Source organism: Providencia sp. PROV255 (assembly GCF_028478065.1).
Lineage (GTDB): Bacteria > Pseudomonadota > Gammaproteobacteria > Enterobacterales > Enterobacteriaceae > Providencia > Providencia rettgeri.
The window spans coordinates 309876-326938 of the sequence record NZ_JAMPMI010000009.1; the positions used below are offsets into that span (position 1 = coordinate 309876).

19 protein-coding genes are annotated in these 17063 nt (G+C 38.7%); 10 read left to right on the forward strand and 9 right to left on the reverse strand.

Annotation, left to right across the window (positions count from 1 at the left end):
* Positions 1-53: 53 nt before the first annotated feature.
* Complete coding sequence (locus PR725_RS10665) at positions 54-1031, reverse strand: LysR substrate-binding domain-containing protein (RefSeq protein ID WP_109912087.1); 978 nt, start codon at positions 1029-1031, stop codon at positions 54-56.
* A 428-nt stretch (positions 1032-1459) separates the two neighbouring features.
* On the opposite strand from PR725_RS10665, the gene PR725_RS10670 reads away from it, so the two are divergent.
* Entirely contained in the window at positions 1460-2800 is a 1341-nt protein-coding gene (locus PR725_RS10670; protein ID WP_272568937.1) for a 2-carboxy-D-arabinitol-1-phosphatase, read from the forward strand.
* Between the two features lie 81 nt (positions 2801-2881).
* On the opposite strand, the gene PR725_RS10675 is transcribed toward PR725_RS10670, so the two are convergent.
* The gene (locus PR725_RS10675) at positions 2882-3097 is read right to left on the reverse strand and encodes a YccJ family protein (RefSeq protein WP_004913488.1); all 216 of its coding nucleotides are present in this window, start codon (positions 3095-3097) and stop codon (positions 2882-2884) included.
* A 181-nt stretch (positions 3098-3278) separates the two neighbouring features.
* Between PR725_RS10675 and rhaB the strand changes: the two genes are divergently transcribed.
* The 6 genes from rhaB (at position 3279) to rhaM (ending at position 9480) form a co-directional block, all read left to right on the forward strand.
* Positions 3279-4727 carry a rhamnulokinase gene (gene rhaB, locus PR725_RS10680; protein WP_117162776.1) on the forward strand — a complete coding sequence of 483 codons (1449 nt, stop codon included), beginning with the start codon at positions 3279-3281 and terminating at the stop codon, positions 4725-4727.
* 44 nt (positions 4728-4771) lie between these two features.
* Entirely contained in the window at positions 4772-6022 is a 1251-nt protein-coding gene (locus PR725_RS10685; RefSeq protein ID WP_117162775.1) for an L-rhamnose isomerase, read from the forward strand.
* Positions 6023-6032: 10 nt separating this feature from the next.
* Positions 6033-6854, forward strand: a complete 822-nt coding sequence (gene rhaD, locus PR725_RS10690) for a rhamnulose-1-phosphate aldolase (protein ID WP_004913496.1) — start codon at positions 6033-6035, stop codon at positions 6852-6854.
* Between the two features lie 74 nt (positions 6855-6928).
* Complete coding sequence (gene rhaT, locus PR725_RS10695; RefSeq protein ID WP_117162774.1) at positions 6929-7963, forward strand: L-rhamnose/proton symporter RhaT; 1035 nt, start codon at positions 6929-6931, stop codon at positions 7961-7963.
* A gap of 39 nt (positions 7964-8002) precedes the next feature.
* Entirely contained in the window at positions 8003-9154 is a 1152-nt protein-coding gene (gene fucO, locus PR725_RS10700) for a lactaldehyde reductase (protein ID WP_117162773.1), read from the forward strand.
* Between the two features lie 11 nt (positions 9155-9165).
* Positions 9166-9480, forward strand: coding sequence for an L-rhamnose mutarotase (gene rhaM, locus PR725_RS10705; RefSeq protein WP_117162772.1), 315 nt, complete (start codon positions 9166-9168; stop codon positions 9478-9480).
* A 34-nt stretch (positions 9481-9514) separates the two neighbouring features.
* On the opposite strand, the gene PR725_RS10710 is transcribed toward rhaM, so the two are convergent.
* Both PR725_RS10710 and rhaS read right to left on the reverse strand, forming a co-directional pair.
* The gene (locus PR725_RS10710) at positions 9515-10372 is read right to left on the reverse strand and encodes a helix-turn-helix domain-containing protein (RefSeq protein WP_004913509.1); all 858 of its coding nucleotides are present in this window, start codon (positions 10370-10372) and stop codon (positions 9515-9517) included.
* Positions 10373-10414: 42 nt separating this feature from the next.
* Positions 10415-11224, reverse strand: coding sequence for an HTH-type transcriptional activator RhaS (rhaS, locus tag PR725_RS10715; protein WP_109912082.1), 810 nt, complete (start codon positions 11222-11224; stop codon positions 10415-10417).
* A gap of 960 nt (positions 11225-12184) precedes the next feature.
* Between rhaS and PR725_RS10720 the strand changes: the two genes are divergently transcribed.
* Both PR725_RS10720 and PR725_RS10725 read left to right on the forward strand, forming a co-directional pair.
* Positions 12185-12310, forward strand: coding sequence for a hypothetical protein (locus PR725_RS10720; protein WP_272568944.1), 126 nt, complete (start codon positions 12185-12187; stop codon positions 12308-12310).
* Positions 12311-12343: 33 nt separating this feature from the next.
* Positions 12344-13363, forward strand: a complete 1020-nt coding sequence (locus PR725_RS10725) for an acyltransferase family protein (RefSeq protein WP_272568946.1) — start codon at positions 12344-12346, stop codon at positions 13361-13363.
* Positions 13364-13418: 55 nt separating this feature from the next.
* On the opposite strand, the gene PR725_RS10730 is transcribed toward PR725_RS10725, so the two are convergent.
* From PR725_RS10730 to PR725_RS10750, 5 genes are all read right to left on the reverse strand, one after another.
* Complete coding sequence (locus PR725_RS10730; protein ID WP_272568948.1) at positions 13419-15251, reverse strand: hypothetical protein; 1833 nt, start codon at positions 15249-15251, stop codon at positions 13419-13421.
* Positions 15193-15387: a hypothetical protein gene (locus PR725_RS10735; RefSeq protein WP_272568951.1), complete on the reverse strand. Its 195-nt coding sequence runs from the start codon at positions 15385-15387 to the stop codon at positions 15193-15195. Before PR725_RS10735 ends, PR725_RS10730 begins: the two co-directional genes overlap by 59 nt.
* 104 nt (positions 15388-15491) lie before the next feature.
* Complete coding sequence (locus PR725_RS10740) at positions 15492-15878, reverse strand: hypothetical protein (RefSeq protein ID WP_272568953.1); 387 nt, start codon at positions 15876-15878, stop codon at positions 15492-15494.
* A 21-nt stretch (positions 15879-15899) separates the two neighbouring features.
* Positions 15900-16187, reverse strand: coding sequence for a hypothetical protein (locus PR725_RS10745; RefSeq protein ID WP_272568955.1), 288 nt, complete (start codon positions 16185-16187; stop codon positions 15900-15902).
* Positions 16188-16250: 63 nt separating this feature from the next.
* Positions 16251-16688 carry an Arc family DNA-binding protein gene (locus PR725_RS10750; protein WP_272519546.1) on the reverse strand — a complete coding sequence of 146 codons (438 nt, stop codon included), beginning with the start codon at positions 16686-16688 and terminating at the stop codon, positions 16251-16253.
* A gap of 111 nt (positions 16689-16799) precedes the next feature.
* Between PR725_RS10750 and PR725_RS10755 the strand changes: the two genes are divergently transcribed.
* Positions 16800-16970, forward strand: coding sequence for an Arc family DNA-binding protein (locus PR725_RS10755; RefSeq protein WP_006661955.1), 171 nt, complete (start codon positions 16800-16802; stop codon positions 16968-16970).
* Positions 16971-17063 lie beyond the last annotated feature (93 nt).

Consider the following 17063-nt stretch of genomic DNA (forward strand, 5'->3'; position numbering starts at 1 on the left):
TAACACACACAGTAATTTCAAAGCCGAGTAAATCATATTACTCGGCTTTTTTCTTATAGCTCAGGTAATTCTCTATATAACCTATCTCGCTCATTTTGTTCTGTAGGCACCCATTGATTCGGTTGATGAATATAGTTCAAATCAAGGTGAGGTGCATAATTAGAGATAAAATCATACATATAATCTTTTAAATGCATATGCCGGTTAATGCATACATGTGTATAACTTGGCTTCACTAAATGGCTAATATCAATACAGCGTAATGTCTCGCTATCTTCCTCTGGGTCAAAAGCCACCGTTGAAATAATACCTACCCCAGCACCACGTTTTACATAGTATTTAATAATTTCGGTATCTACCGCAGTTAAAACAACATTTGGCGTTAATTTATGTTGGTAAAAAACTTGGTCAAGTTTTGAATGCCCGGTAAAACCAAATACATAGGTAATTAATGGGTAACCAGCAAGGTCTTCAATAGAGAGCTGTTCACATTGAGCTAGCGGGTGGTCATGGGGCACAATAATACTGCGCGACCATTGGTAGCAAGGCATCACCAATAAGTCATCATAAAGGTGCATAGATTCGGTCGCAATAGCAAAATCCACATCCCCATTATTCACCATTTCTGCTATTTGGGCGGGAGCCCCTTGGTGAAAATGCAGTGAGATATTGGGGTAACGTGCGTTAAAACGTTCAATCACTTGGGGTAATTTATAGCGGATTTGTGTGTGTGTGGTTGCGATATGAAGATTTTGTTTTATCGTGGTATCTTCATGTGAAACGATACTTTTAATTTTATCGAACTGCGCCAGAATATCACACGCGACATGATGAACTTTCTCCCCAATCGGGCTAAGAGACAATAAGTTATTATTTTTTCTATTGAATAATGAAACGTTCAGTTCATCTTCCAATATTTTAAGTTGCTTACTGACAGTCGGCTGAGAGGTATATAATTTTTCAGCCGCGTTGGTGATATTGAAATCACTTCTAACCACTTCAACAAAACTTTTAAGCTGACTAATGTTCATTGCTGATTTATCCAATGCAAAATGGATTAAAAAATAGAGATATAAATCCAGAGTAAGATGCGACACCTTGGTTGTTATGTACAGCAATTATACCATAACGAATGGATTAGCAAGAACTACACTGTTGCTTATTCCCAAGCAAATCACCCCTCTTTTATAATAAAGCAACCTAACATTAGTAAATGAAAAGCAAATTATTCACTCAAGATCACTAAAATTAAATTAATCACAAAATAAATAGTCATTTTGTGATAGCCATCTTACTTACTTTGGTTTTTACGCCATTTTCAAAAATATCTGGCTAAACAATACAATTAATCCTAATTCATTTTACTTAGATTGGGGGCGCCAATTTCTTATTAATCAATTGGTAGACAGGTTAATTATGCCACTAAGAATGGCATTATAAATAAATTATAGGTGCAAACATGAAAAGAATTAAAACCAAGTTTCTTTTGTTATTTTATATAATTATTTCAATAACCTCCACCAGTGCTTTAGCTACATCAGATAGCGATGCCCTTTATTTTTACCTTGTTAGACATGGACAAACTTATTCTAATATTAAAGAAATGACCATTGGTGGAGGCGGTAATGCTCAGCTTACAACCAAAGGGCGCTATGATGCACGCAGCCTTGGTTTAGGTTTAGAAGATGTCGATTTTATCGCCGGATACAGCAGTACATTAGGTCGAGCTCATGAAACCGCCAGTAATATTTTAACTGGCCGTAACATGGATATTATTGAGATTGAGAACTTAAAAAATATTTCTTGGGGTAACGCTGAAGGCGGTAGAATTGATGACTTAACGAGCCAATACGGCCATTCTGGTAATGAATTTGAATACTACTTTGGGAACTATAAAGATAAAAACTTCAAATCTGTCGTCAACACTGAAAGCATGTATGACTTTTCCCAACGCTTCGAGTCTGCATTATTAGATATTGCTAACCGTCATAAAAATGAAACTGGTAATATTTTAGCCGTTGGCCACTCATCAATGGCATTTTACTTGCAGAAATATCGTCAAGATAAGCCATTATCAGGGTTAAGCAATACTGCCGTTTCGGTATTAAAATATAAAGATGGTCAATTTACGCTTATCGACTTTAATAATACGGATTATTTAAAATCAGGTTATGCAAAACAAGAGAAACTTCCGCCTCTTAAAATCTCGATTGTCATCAACCCAATGACTATTTTAAATGATGCCAATGTAATGGAAGGCACCTCAGACTCCGATCTCAGTAAATCAGGTGTTGCGGCGGTTAATCAATTGAAACAACACATTAACCCTACTGACTATTTGGCGGTTTATAGCAGCACATTAAATAGAGCCAAATATACTGCAAACCACTTATTTGAAAATAGCACCCTACCAATCCAAATTAATCGTAATTTAGATGAAATTTTCCTTGGCCTTTGGGAAGCGGAGAAAATCAGCACATTAGAAAAAGACCCTAAAGGCCAGTTTACCAAATTACATTCAGGAAAAAATGTGTTGAGCTTTGAATCCCCAGTCGATGGTGAAACAGGAGCTATTGCAGCCTACCGATTAGAAAGCTTACTTAGAGATATTGGTATCAAAAATGAATTCCATACTGGAAAAATCATGGTGGTTACTCACCCGATTATTTTCAGTGCGTTTTTAAATAAAGTTCAGCCAGAGTACCAATTCATCCCTAAAAAAGACTTACAACTGATTACCCTGCAATATAAAAATGAAAAATTCAGTGTCAAAAACATCCAGTCTTTTAATGGTAAATAAGAGAAATTAACACCTTATAATCGCCAATAAAAAACCTCGCCATTGCGAGGTTTTTATCTCTTCAGAAAAGCTCAAAACGAATTATACATTTTTCCTTTCGATAGTTTCTTCCCCCCAATATAGCCTATCCGCAGTGGTCTTCGAAAAGGCCAGAGGTAAAACTTCATCAGAACCTTCCTCCCAAATTTGTTCTGCTAACACTTCATCATTATTCGCTAACTCAAAAATAGCTTGAGCAATTTCAATTGAGGTTTCTCTAACTTTAGCCCATTCAGCTATATCGTGAGGCTCTTTCATTATTCGCTCCTGATTAAATGGTTCTGGTAAAAATACTGAGAGATTTCAAGTCTGTGAATAAGATCACTACGACTTTAAATATATTGCCATTTTTCCCTTTTAGTGGCGCTCCATTGAACGCGCTCACTATTCACTCTCTCTAGTATATGACTATAAGTTAAGTAATAGAGATAAAAAAGTCATGAATATTCGCCATGTTGTTGCTATTGATTTAGGCGCATCTAGCGGTCGAGTCATGTTGGCTTGCTATGATGTGCATAATAAAAAATTATCATTAGATGAAATTCATCGTTTTACAAACCATTTGATCACTGAAGGCAACCATTGCTATTGGGATCTTGACGACATTGAGAACCAAATCCTGATTGGCTTACACCGTGTAGAACAATCTGGCATCAACATTGACAGCATCGGGATCGACACTTGGGGTGTTGATTATGTCCTACTTGACCGTGAGGGTCATACCGTTGGTCGCAATTTCTCCTACCGAGATAACCGCACGCAAGGTGTCATGGAACAAGTTCAAACCGATCTCGGTGTTCAAAATATCTACCAAAAAACAGGGATCCAATTTCTCCCTTTCAATACCTTATATCAATTGAAGGCATTGCAACAATCACACCCCCAATGGTTGGAACAAGCACACCATTTATTATTGATTCCTGATTATTTAGCATACCGTTTGACCGGGCAAGTCAACCATGAATATACCAATATTACCACCAGCCAAATGGTTAACCTGCAAACAGGTGATTGGGATGAGGAGTTAGTCGAATATTTACAATTGCCACGCCGTTTATTAGGTGAAATCAAGCAACCGGGTAATGTCATTGGCTATTGGATCACACCGAAAGGCCAAAAAACCCCCGTGATCGCCGTAGCAAGCCATGATACGGCCAGCGCTGTCATTGCGGCTCCAATAGCCGATAGCCATAGTGCTTACTTAAGCTCAGGAACTTGGTCATTAATGGGCCTCGAGCGCACATCCCCTTGTACATGTGAAAATGCATTTGTTGCCAACATTACCAATGAAGGAGGAATTAATGGCCACTACCGAGTCCTAAAGAATATTATGGGGTTATGGTTATTCCAACGCATTTGTCTTGAACACGATGTGCAAGATATTTGCAGCCTCATTACCTCAGCAGAAGCTATCCCAGCATTCACGTATCTGATCAACCCGAACGATAACCGGTTCTTGAACCCGGAGTCGATGAGCCAAGCCATTAAAGAAGCTTGTCAGGAAAATCAACAATCCGTTCCAAATACTGCCGCTGAGCTAGCTCGTTGTGTTTTCGACAGCTTAGCACTGCTTTATCGTCAAGTGTTCCTTGAATTACAGCAGATAAATCATGCCCCATTACAACAACTGCATATCGTCGGTGGCGGCAGCCAAAATGCCCTACTTAACCAACTCTGCGCCAACACTTGCGGGGTTCCTGTGAGCACAGGTCCGATTGAAGCCTCCACCTTAGGAAACATTGGGTATCAGTTGATTGCCCTCAACACCATTCCAGATGTACCAACCCTGCGCACCATTATTGCAGAAAATACCGAACTTTGTTGGTTTCAACCTCAAAGCATCGCACTGGATGAACCTTGGAAACGATTTAAAACCATTACGGGCTAACTCAAGTTATTAACCGTATATCGATAAGTTATAAGGAAAATTTCATGTCTAATTACAAAGAAAGTTATCTTATTGCCAAACAACGTTTTGCTGACCTTGGTATCGATACTGAACTAGCGATGCAAGCTATGGCTGACTTGCCTGTATCAATGCATTGCTGGCAGGGAGATGACGTAGCCGGCTTTGAAAAATCAGCAACCGCTTTAAGCGGCGGTATTCAAGCTACAGGTAATTACCCCGGCAAAGCGACTAATGCGATTGAATTACGTGCAGATATGGATAAAGCAATGAGCTTAATTCCGGGCCCTAAACGCGTTAATCTGCACGCTCTTTACCTCGAAGCTGATACCGCCGTCGAACGTAATGAAATTGAACCTCGCCATTTTGCCAATTGGGTTGATTGGGCGAAAAAAAACCATATCGCGCTCGATTTTAACCCATCTTACTTTTCCCATCCGCTAAGTAGCGAAGCGACGCTAACTCACAGTAATAAGGAAATTAGAGACTATTGGATTGGTCATGGACAAGCTTGCCGCCGTATTTCTGCGTATTTTGGTGAGTCATTAAACAGCGCTTCCGTGATGAATATTTGGATCCCTGACGGCATGAAAGATCTCCCTATTGACCGCTATGCCCCTCGTCAACGCTTAGTCGAGTCATTGGATGAAATTATCAGTGAAAAAATTGATATTAAATATCATATCGATGCCGTCGAAAGTAAATTATTCGGTATTGGTGCAGAATCTTACACCGCAGGCTCCAGTGAGTTTTATTTGAGCTATGCCATCACACGTAAAACCGCTTTATGTTTAGATGCAGGGCATTTCCATCCAACTGAAGTCATTTCGGATAAAATTTCAGCGGTCATTCCTTATGTTGAACGTCTATTACTGCACGTCAGCCGTCCTGTGCGTTGGGACAGTGACCACGTCATTTTACTCGATGATGAAACTCAAGCCATTGCCAATGAAATCATTCGCCATAACTTAAAGAACCGTGTGCATATTGGCCTCGATTTCTTTGACGCATCAATTAACCGTATTGCCGCTTGGGTCATTGGGACTCGTAATATGAAAAAAGCGTTACTTCGCGCCTTACTTGAACCAACCACAAGACTACGCCAACTCGAAATTGAAGGAGACTTCACAGCTCGCCTCGCGCTGTTAGAAGAACAAAAATGCCTGCCATGGCAAGCTGTTTGGGATGAATACTGTGAACGCAACAATGTTCCTGTCGGCGAAAAATGGTTAGATGAAGTTAAAAAATACGAAAAATCAACATTATTAACACGTTAAGGTGAATTGTATGCAAGATATTCTGACATCTTGGTTTGTTCAAGGAATGATAAAAGCCACCAGCGATATGTGGCTCAAAGGCTGGGATGAACGTAATGGCGGTAATGTGAGCTTACGACTCACTGAAGATGATGTTTCGCCATTTAAACACACTTTTCACGCTGACCCACGTTATATCGAAGCGACAGAGCCAGTTAAAGAGCTCGCAAACCAATATTTTATTGTTACAGGCTCCGGTAAGTTTTTCCGTAACGTTGCCTTAGACCCCGCAGATAACTTGGGTCTGGTTCGTATCGATAACGAAGGTCAGGGTTACCACATTGTTTGGGGCTTTGTGAATGGTGCAATACCAACCTCTGAATTTGCTGCACACTTTCAATCGCATATCACACGTATGCAAGCCACTAATGGCACTAACCGAGTCATCATGCACTGTCATGCAACTAACATCATTGCATTAAGTTATGTTTTACCGCTCGATAGTGCATCCATCACTCGTCATTTATGGGAAATGAGTACTGAATGTTTGGTGGTTTTCCCTGATGGTATTGGTGTGCTGCCATGGATGGTCCCCGGCACAGATGGTATCGGTTTAGAAACAGCGGAACAAATGAAACAACATGGCTTAGTACTTTGGCCATTCCACGGTATTTTTGGCTCTGGCCCAACTTTAGATGATGCTTTTGGTTTAATTGATACCGCAGAAAAATCTGCGGAGATATTGGTAAAAGTTCTCTCCATGGGTGGTAAAAAACAAACTATTTCAACAGAAAATCTGATTGCGCTTGCCAAGCGATTTAATGTCACACCAATGTCTGATGCATTGAAATAAAACCTGTTTCTCTGTGGATACCCCTTTCCTTCCACAGAGAAATTAAAACGATAATAAACAGTGAGGAATAGTTCATGGGCAGTGGAATTTTACTCGGTATTTTTTGGCATTTTGTCGGCGCAGCTTCAGCTGCCTGCTTTTACGCACCATTAAAAAAAGTTAAAAACTGGTCATGGGAAACGATGTGGTCCATTGCCGGTATTTTTTCGTGGATTATTTTACCTTGGACCATCAGTTATATTTTACTTCCTGACTTTTGGGCCTATTACAACTCTTTCAGTGCAAGTATTCTGATCCCTGTATTTTTATTTGGCGCCATGTGGGGGGTTGGTAATATTGGTTATGGCTTGACCATGCGCTATTTAGGTATGTCAATGGGGATTGGGATTGCCATTGGTATTACACTCATTGTTGGTACCTTGATGACCCCTATTATTCAAGGCACATTTGGCGAGTTGATTGCCTCGACTGGCGGAAAACTAACGATTCTTGGTGTCTTAGTGGCTGTTCTAGGGGTTGCTATCGTTTCCTATGCCGGGTTACTGAAAGAAAAGGCGACCGGAGTGCAAGCTGAAGAGTTTAACCTGAAAAAAGGCTTATTACTGGCAGTCATGTGCGGTATTTTCTCAGCCGGTATGTCATTCGCCATGAGTGCAGCCGTCCCTATGCACGAAGCTTCCGCTGCCCTCGGCGTTTCTTCTCTTTATGTCGCATTACCAAGTTACGTCATCATCATGGGTGGCGGCGCATTAATCAACTTAGGTTATTGTTTTATTAGGCTTATTTATCGCCAAGATATCTCTTTCAAATCAGATATCTCTGTCCCCAAAGCCCTACTGTTCAGCAATATTTTATTTGCCATTTTGGGTGGCGGTATGTGGTACTTCCAATTCTTCTTCTACGCATGGGGACACGCCAATATCCCATCACAATACGGCTTTATGAGCTGGATGCTACATATGAGTTTTTATGTTCTGTGTGGCGGTATTGTGGGGTTAGCCCTAAAAGAATGGAAAGGCACTGGCAGAAAACCTGTCCGAATTTTATGTTTAGGCTGCTTAGTGATTATCTTAGCTGCAAACATTGTTGGCTTGGGAATGGCAGCATAACGTAACGACTTTTTATTTTAATCGATCGGGAGGTCAGCGATGACCCATAGAATGATACTCAATGAAACCTCATACTTTGGCGAAGGGGCTATTAACCACCTTGTAGAGGAAATTCAAAAACGCCAATTTAACAAAGCACTGATTGTTACGGATGCGGATCTGGTTAAATTTAATGTTGTCAGTAAAGTCACCCAATTATTAGATAACGCTAAATTGGACTACGCCATTTATGATGCCGTTATTCCTAACCCAACCATTGATACCGTCCAACAAGGACTAAAACACTTCAAACAATTTAATGCAGATTATCTTATCGCTATCGGTGGTGGTTCCCCACAAGACACCGCTAAAGCGATTGGGATTATTATCAATAACCCACAGTACGAAGATGTGGTGAGCTTAGAAGGTGTCGCTCCAACCCAAAACCCAGCGGTTCCAATTATCGCCATCCCAACGACCGCAGGAACCGCGGCTGAAGTCACGATTAACTATGTCATCACGGACAACAAACTGTTCCGTAAATTTGTGTGTGTTGACCCCCATAGTATCCCTTTAGTAGCCATTATTGACCCATTAATGATGGCATCCATGCCTGCAAGCTTAAAGGCTGCTACTGGCGTTGATGCCCTCACTCATGCCATTGAAGGCTATATCACGAAAGGAGCTTGGGCACTTACCGATGCTCTGCACCTTAAATCCATAGAGTTGATCAGCAATTCGTTACAGCAATCCGTTAAGGGCGACCCGCAAGGCGTTGAAACAATGGCTCTTGCACAATATATGGCTGGAATGGGCTTCTCTAACGTTGGTTTAGGGTTGGTGCATGGTATGGCTCACCCACTTGGGGCGTTTTACAATACACCTCATGGCGTCGCCAATGCCATTTTATTGCCTCATATCATGGCGTATAACGCAAATTATACAGGGAAAAAATACCGCGATATCGCCCGTGCAATGGGCGTAAAAAATATAGACTCCCTACCACTTCAAGAAGCCAGAGATACCGCCATTGCAGCTGTCTTTGCGCTAAACAAAAACGTTGGTATTCCTGAAAAACTGCGTGAAATCGGCATGAAACCAGAGGATATTCCATCCCTTGCTCAAGCCGCCTTTGATGATGTGTGTACTGGGGGTAATCCACGTGATGCAACATTAGAGGATATCGCTGAATTATATCAAGCGATTTATTAGAGGACAGTATCATGATAAAAAAAGCATTTGTGATGCAAGTTGCTCCTAACGCTCACCAAGAATACCAGCGCCGACACGATGAAATTTGGCCTGAATTAGTGCTTACACTCAAAGAACACGGTGCACATCACTATTCTATTTTCTTAGATAACAATCGAAATTTATTGTTCGCCTATGTGGAAATTGAATCACAAGAACGCTGGGATAGCGTTGCACAAACAGAAGTATGCCAAAAATGGTGGAGGTATATGTCGGATATTATGCCATCAAACCCTGACAACAGCCCTATCAGTGATGAGTTAAGATCGGTATTTTATTTAGACTAATATCCCCCAGACAGTGCTAGTCTTTGGCTAGCACTTACCTCAATTTATTTTTCTGTAAAAAACAGCGTCGATATGCGCTTGCGGTCATATTCATTTTTCTATGGAAAACACTCGAAAAATAATTACTATCCTCATAGCCACATTGCCCCGCGATTTCACTGATAGACAATGAAGTACTACGTAATAATAATGTCGCTTGGCACAGACGTAATTGTTGCAGATATTCCATTACCGTCATTCCTGTTTTCGACTTGAACAAACGCTGTAATGAACGCGCGGACAACTGGTGTTCCTGAGCAAAATTATCTAATGAAAATGGTGTATTTATACTTAAATTTAAACAGTTTATTAGCTGATCCATTTGATGTAATAAGCTTATTGGCGCTTGGTCAGGCTGATACCTTAAACGGTAAATATAAATTGCCAGTTGTAAGAATAACCCTTCACAAAGATGAATCGATGGAATATCAGGCTTTTGGCATTCTGATGCTATTTTTTCAATAATTGGCGTTAATGTTGGTAAACTCGAAGGCGGTAGCTTCCAATGCCTAGATATTGCTGGCTGATGGCCTAATGGCACATACTTTTCAATAGATTGTTGAATCAAAAACTCATTAGGCTTATATAATATATTTACCAGTTTTAAATTATTTACAGAGTGATAGCCATGACGATCCTCTGCGTTAATATAAAACAGATCACCACACGTAATCGGGTAATCATCACCATTCCAATGGTGTAAGCCATTCCCGGAAAAAACAATCACAAACTCATTAAAATCATGGCTATGAATAATAAAATCTTCCTGAGAATTCCGTTTTTCTACCGTCACGGTATTTTCAGTTCGAATAAAATAATCGCTGCTGTTGAGAGTGATAATTTTTTGTATCATGGTCACCTCAAAAAAGTGTAAAGATGATCATGGCGATCTTTGTTAATTACTGCAATGACGCAGGTCACGAGGTGTGAAATTATACTCGCTCTTAAAACGCGTTGAAAAATACGCACTATCATTAAAACCACTTTCCAGCGCAATATCTGTAATAGTTTTCTCTGAAAAACGGATTTGATAATATGCTTCAGATAGCCTTAATTTTATTAAATAATTTTGTGGCGATATGCCTAAATTATTTTTCATATATCGATGAAAAGTACGCAGCGAAACCGAAAACTGAGTGGTTAAACTTTCCCAATCAATTTCTTCCATAAAGTTTGCATTCAACCATCGTAACATCTGAATAATACGCTGTTCATTATTCCCCTCACCTACGTGGTTATAACGTCCCTCTTGCAAGTTCATAATTAACTGTAAGAACAAACTTTCAGTATAAGCAGGGTCAGAACCATCACTTTCGTTAAGTTTATCAATAAGCTGTTGCGCTTTATTGCAATGCTCTTTATTTAATAGCCAATGGGAAATGTTTTTTTCAGTGTCGGCAGGAAAAAAATGACTGATATTGTTTAAATAAGTAAAGGCAGAGTCTGAACGATATAACACATTAGTTAAATTGAGGTTAGAGACATTATCAAATAAGTGATAATCGCTGGATTTAATGTAACACACCATACCTGGGCATAATGTATAAGGCCGCCCATTAAGTACATGCAGGCCAACGCCTTGAGTCACCAAAAAAATCTCACTAAAATCATGTGTATGCTCAGGAAAAATAGGCTGAGGTACCCTTGGTTCAACCGCAATGTGCTGCTGTGGTGTGATAAAAAAATCTTCGCTATAGAGTTTCATGAAAGATCTCCCAATAAGTACTCCTCACCTGTATATTCACTGTTGGGTTTATGTCGCGATATTCCATTTACCGTAAATCCCCCTACCCTTTCATTCTAGTGATCTTATCCAAAATCACCTTGAAATTACTGCCAAGCAATCACTTGTTATTGGCAATATTTTCAAGAGTTCATCGAATAAATGTGCGAAATGTGACATTGAATACACCAAAGCTACTTCATCTAAGATTACTGTTTTGTAAGAGAAGGCAATTTTCAGGTATTTTAACTCTCTGGCTTATAAAAATAGGATTGGTTATCAATAAACTGTTATCGAATGTAAACATAACCTTATGTTTTCACTTATTAGTTTCTGGATCTATGGCTCCCGATAAAGATCGGTTCATTATTACCGCCAAATGGATAAGTCTGCTTTACTATCACAATGATTTTTCGATTTTAAAGAAACTACATGAGAGGTACGTATTTTTGATCCGCAGTCTGAGTACTTAATTTCATCTATCAATTCCTATTTAAATGAAACGCCCATATCGTATTATCAGAATCGATTTCTATCAAACTGGTCGAGCTTAGTACATTTATAAGAAAGTTAATCTGATAGAAAAATAGTTTGTAGGTATTCATGAGGGCTACTTGGGAAGACTATAAGGTAAAAACCAGCTAATCCACTGAATTTCAGGTATAAAAAAAGACATCAGTTGATGTCCATTGACTTCGAAATGGTACCCCTACAGGATTCGAACCTGTGACCTACGGCTTAGAAGAGCGTAGAATTAATACTTTATAATCAGTTAATTACAGTCTCTTCCAGTGTTCACAAGCTACAAAGAAGATAAAGTAATTAAAAGTTGTTTAAAGTCGTTCAATCACATTTAAACTTGAACGTCCCAACCACGTCCCATCATTCCCCTCTCATTTTTGTGTCACAATTTCGGCACAGCTCGTCACAGTGGCTTACTCCATGCAGCACCCCTCTCACTTAAGAGACACAGAAAACCATCATGCAGAACTTCCGAAAGAAGGTGAAGGTGATGGCTCAGCAAATAGAGTTAATTTGTTCGTTATTCATATGATTTATTTGCTATAATTTTTGTCCTATAAAACAAACAGCAACATAAACATGCCTACTAACACGATAAACAATAAAAATGAAATTGGAAACATTCAAATACTTAGAGCCATAGCTGCATTATTAGTGGTCTCTAATCATCTACTTGGCAGTATTTATGGTGGTATTTTTAAATTCAATGGCGGTCTTGGAGTTGATATATTTTTTATAATTAGCGGCTTTCTGATGGTTTATACTCAAAAGGAACGTCGAGGGCCGATAGAGTTCATTTTTGGAAGAATAAATAGGATATATCCAACCTACATATTAATATCACTACCTCTAGTTTTATCAAGAATACAATATACTGACCTTCATGTCTTTATTGGTAATTTCTTACTCACACCAGATATTGGAAATGAGCAATATAAATTAGCCAATCCACCTGCGTGGTCATTGGTATATGAGATGATTTTTTATGTTATATTTACTCTATCTCTAATGTTTTCAACAAAAAAAGCCACCTCATTTATATTGAGTTCAATAGCAATAATTATTACTTTATGCATTTTTAAAAGCTATCACCATGCAATTAGATTTGATAGCTGGGTAAATATTGACTACATTTTATCCGATTTTCTACTGATTAATTTTATTGCTGGAGGTGTCATAGCTTTAATCGTAAACAAAATACAGCTAAAAATTAATTTTCCTTTCTTTATTTTTATAACTATCACTTTATTATTTATATCTCTTAGTTTGCAACAAGATACGCCAAGGATAGTCAAGTTTGGCATACCGGCATTTTTTATTGTGCTTGTTGCATGTATATCTCATGCTGGCTGTGGCGTTTTTTATAAAACTCTGCACAAGATTGGCGATGCATCATATAGTCTGTATATATCACATATTTACATCGTAATTCTAGCGGCTGATGTTTATCGAGTGAATGGTTCATCAGAAGAAAGTAAGTACTTCATATCACTGCTTATGTTAATACTTTCAGTGCTACTATCATTATTTCTAAATAAGAGTATAGAAAAACCAATTGCTAATTTTTTCAAGCAAAGAAAAAATCAAAAGCAACTCTAATTCATGAAAGCCCACCTCATAATTTGTGGGCTTTCATGTAGCAGCTATCGATTATCTAGATACTAATCCATTGAGTATTCGTTATATCCCTAATTGCTGGAGATGACCCGCTACTTCTATTTGGCATTGTGTCACCAGCAATGAATCGTATTGCGTCATTTTTAACCGCGACAACAGTGTCATTCCCTTTTCTTGTAGCGTCCTTATATATTGAACAAGCAATAATATTCATTAATTCAACGTTATCTGATATCGCTGCTGGCAAGCCACTTAACAACACGTTGCCTCCTGCCGTGACCGCTACGTTTAAACTAGATGTTAACCCTTGAGATGGTTGCGATACTTGATATGGCCTGATTGATTCATGAACATCAAACGTATTGTCAATGATTTTCCATGTTTGTACATCTGACTCCCTTATTCCAATAACATCCCCTGTTGAAATTCCGCTTCCAAATCCGCTTCGCTTAAATGTTATTACAGAGCCAATCAAGGCGATATTTAATGTTCGTCCTCTTATTGCAAATTTAGCCCCTATTGCTTCACCCCGAAAATCAAATCTCACTACATTGGTAATATCAAATGCAGGTTTGAGGTCTGAGTTATCTGAAATAACTGCGCCGTCAATTAAAAGTCTGTACCAACTATTAAATTCATTACCTGCTGTCGAATTTGGATTGCGATGAATTGATGACATTTTCCCGATATAACAACTTCCTGTTGTGGTATAAAGACCTAAATATTCATCAACACCTTGTCGGTTATCTTTCTGTACATGAGTAACATTGCGTAAGTTACTAGAACCTTCAACAATCAATCTTCCAGCAGAAATTGTGACGTTATCTGCATTCGTATCCCTTAGAACTAAATCTAAGCATCCTTCAATAATCAACTTCCCAAAATTACATTGCTCAAACTGTATTCTTGCGGTGACTTTTCCGTACGGCCCATTAGCTAATTGCATTCTTCTCGATGAGCATTTTTCAAAAGTTAAATCATGCTCATTGGATGTGTGAAGGGTTAATCCTACTTGGTCTTCATCTGTAATAGCTGACTCAATCAACCCCCAACCAGCAATAGTTGCATCAAAAACATGTCGCCCACCATACATGCGCAAGTCAGCTGCATAAAAATTATGAGACCAGTTAACGCACAGGCAATATCCTTCCCCACCACCGAACCACGTAGGATAATAATTACGGAGAGTTTTAGCTGAGAAATCTTGAGTAAACATAAAGTGCGCTAAAGGCCATTTAATGTTATACCCAGTGAGATTTTCTACTTGTGGACTAACAGCACAAATAGTACGAAATAAATTAACTGCCTCAGCTTTCTCTGATGCAGGTGCTTCTGGAGTTGGCAATGTATCTGGAGTCGGTGTAGCTGGCATCTCATCAATCAGTGTGAAATTCTTCACTACAGGATTGTAAATCGGATTTGCACTACCAATCTGTAATTCATTAGCTTTGTAATCAAACCCAAATTTATATGACGTGTGCAATCTTGTTACAGTAGAGCTAATAACTTCAACTTTTCTAACCTGCACAAGGTAGTAAGCTTGCTTAACCACTTTGCTTTCAAAATCTGCATCAGCAACGCCGTTATGACCATAAAGAGTGAACCAATCCCCCTTGCCTAATTTATTAGAGGACGCTTCAACATCAATAAAGGTATCAAATAACTTTGCATCACTGACCACTTTTGCTTGTGTATCAAACCTGTCAAAAGTACCTTGAGGCTGGAATATTCCTGAAATTCGTCTAATCCCCTCAGATGGAACCTTGCCGCCACGATAAACGATGATAGCACCGCAGCCATCAATAACGAGATTATTGATACTGTAGAGCAGCCTTTGAGAAGGACAACATGGACTTTTCAGCACCATCAATCGATTTAGACGCTTTATTAAAGTTTCCTTCCATTCTATCCAAGCTTGAGCCAACCTGACGCTCGCCTGATAGCATTGGTTTAACATCCATGGCAACATCATAATGAATGCCGCCAACATTTTGACTTTCTGCCATATCTGACCTCTTTAAAAAAAGAAAGCCCACACAAATGTGTGAGCCTTTAGCTAAAATAAAAAACCCCGCCAGTTGGCAGGGCCATAATTAGTTCTATATTTATGCTATTTTAATTTACAATTCATTAATAATTGCCCTGACTTGTCAGAATAAACCACATTAAAAATACCTGCATGTTTGGAAAATAATATTCCTAACGATTTATCATCGAGAAACAAAACGTCATTGCCGTCACTATCCTTTTTTTCATTTAATTTTGGCGTTGTATAGCTTCCAGACTTCATCCCTATGACTGTGATCTCTCTATTTTTAACTAATATATCCGCTATTTTAGTTCCTAATGGAAAAGCATAATCACTCCCCCTTTCTATGGAGTCATCGTTATATACTTGATTTACATAGCAGGTATATTCACCATCATATTTAGGATCGCTTTCACCACACCCAACCAGCAAAGCAACCACCGCAGTCACAGCTAATATTCTTTTCATCTCATCATCCAGATAGTTAGATTATCTTTTTAAGATATCTTTTATTTTTTCATGATTAGTTTTGCCAGATTTCTCATCTTTTCCTTTCAGAGAAAGTTTTGTCTCATTACCTTTAATTGCATCCACTATAGAGCCACAACCAAATAAAATTGACCCAACAATTAGAGAAAACCCGCCGCAAGAGATTAAAGCTACGATATTAGTTATGTGATCCGACATTCGATAACTTGATGTCGTTGCCAAAGTTAAAACTCCAAAAACAATAAGTACTACGCCTAATATCAATAATATGCTTCCTGCCGCTTTCATTTCAAACCCTCACCTCAGTTTTTATCAGTCTAGTTTCTTAGTGCCGCAATTGGGAGCAAATCGTTATTTATTCTTAGTGATTTCTTCAATAAGTTTTTTATTTTGCTCTATCAATTCTTTTTGCAAATCAAAAGTGTCTTTGTATTTATTTATTTCTTCTTGTAGCTGCTTCTGCTCTAGTGCAATTTTCTTCATTTGCTCTAGCTGCTCTAGCATTAATCTTTGCTCAGCAATTTGCTTTTGATAGTTACTTGCTTGCTCATGCAAAAGCTCTTTGTTCGCACTAAGAATATCAACCGTTCCGCTTATACCTGAATCTCTTACACCATCAGGAAGGTCATATTGAACTCTACCATCAAGAATATCTTGAAGTATCTGAACAATTTCAGAGTTCATTGATCTACCATTTCGCTCAGCTCTATCGGCTATACGCTCTCGCATCCCCATTGGCATTCGAACGGTGAATCTTTCAATAAATTCCTTTCCGTCTTGCTCGCTCATAAACTCATTCTCAAAATTAATTTGAAAAAGAGAATAACATCATATTGACAGCACGCTCAATGATGTTATATTGATGTCATAACATCATTTTGATGCTAACGGAGAGATAAAATGAAAGAAGCAAAGCCAAACGTATTCCCTTTAAGAATGCCTGAAAACATTAAATTGGCGATCAAGTCAAAAGCAGATAAGGAAGGATTATCAATAAATGCCGCGATTATTCAGCGACTAGTACAATCACTACAAGGAGATGAAAAAAATGATAGTAACGCAGCAGTATAAGGACGAAACCCCAACGGCTGCAACCATCGGGGCTTCTGATAACGTCAAATCATCCATAGGAAATAACGTCATGAATACTTTAACAACTACTAA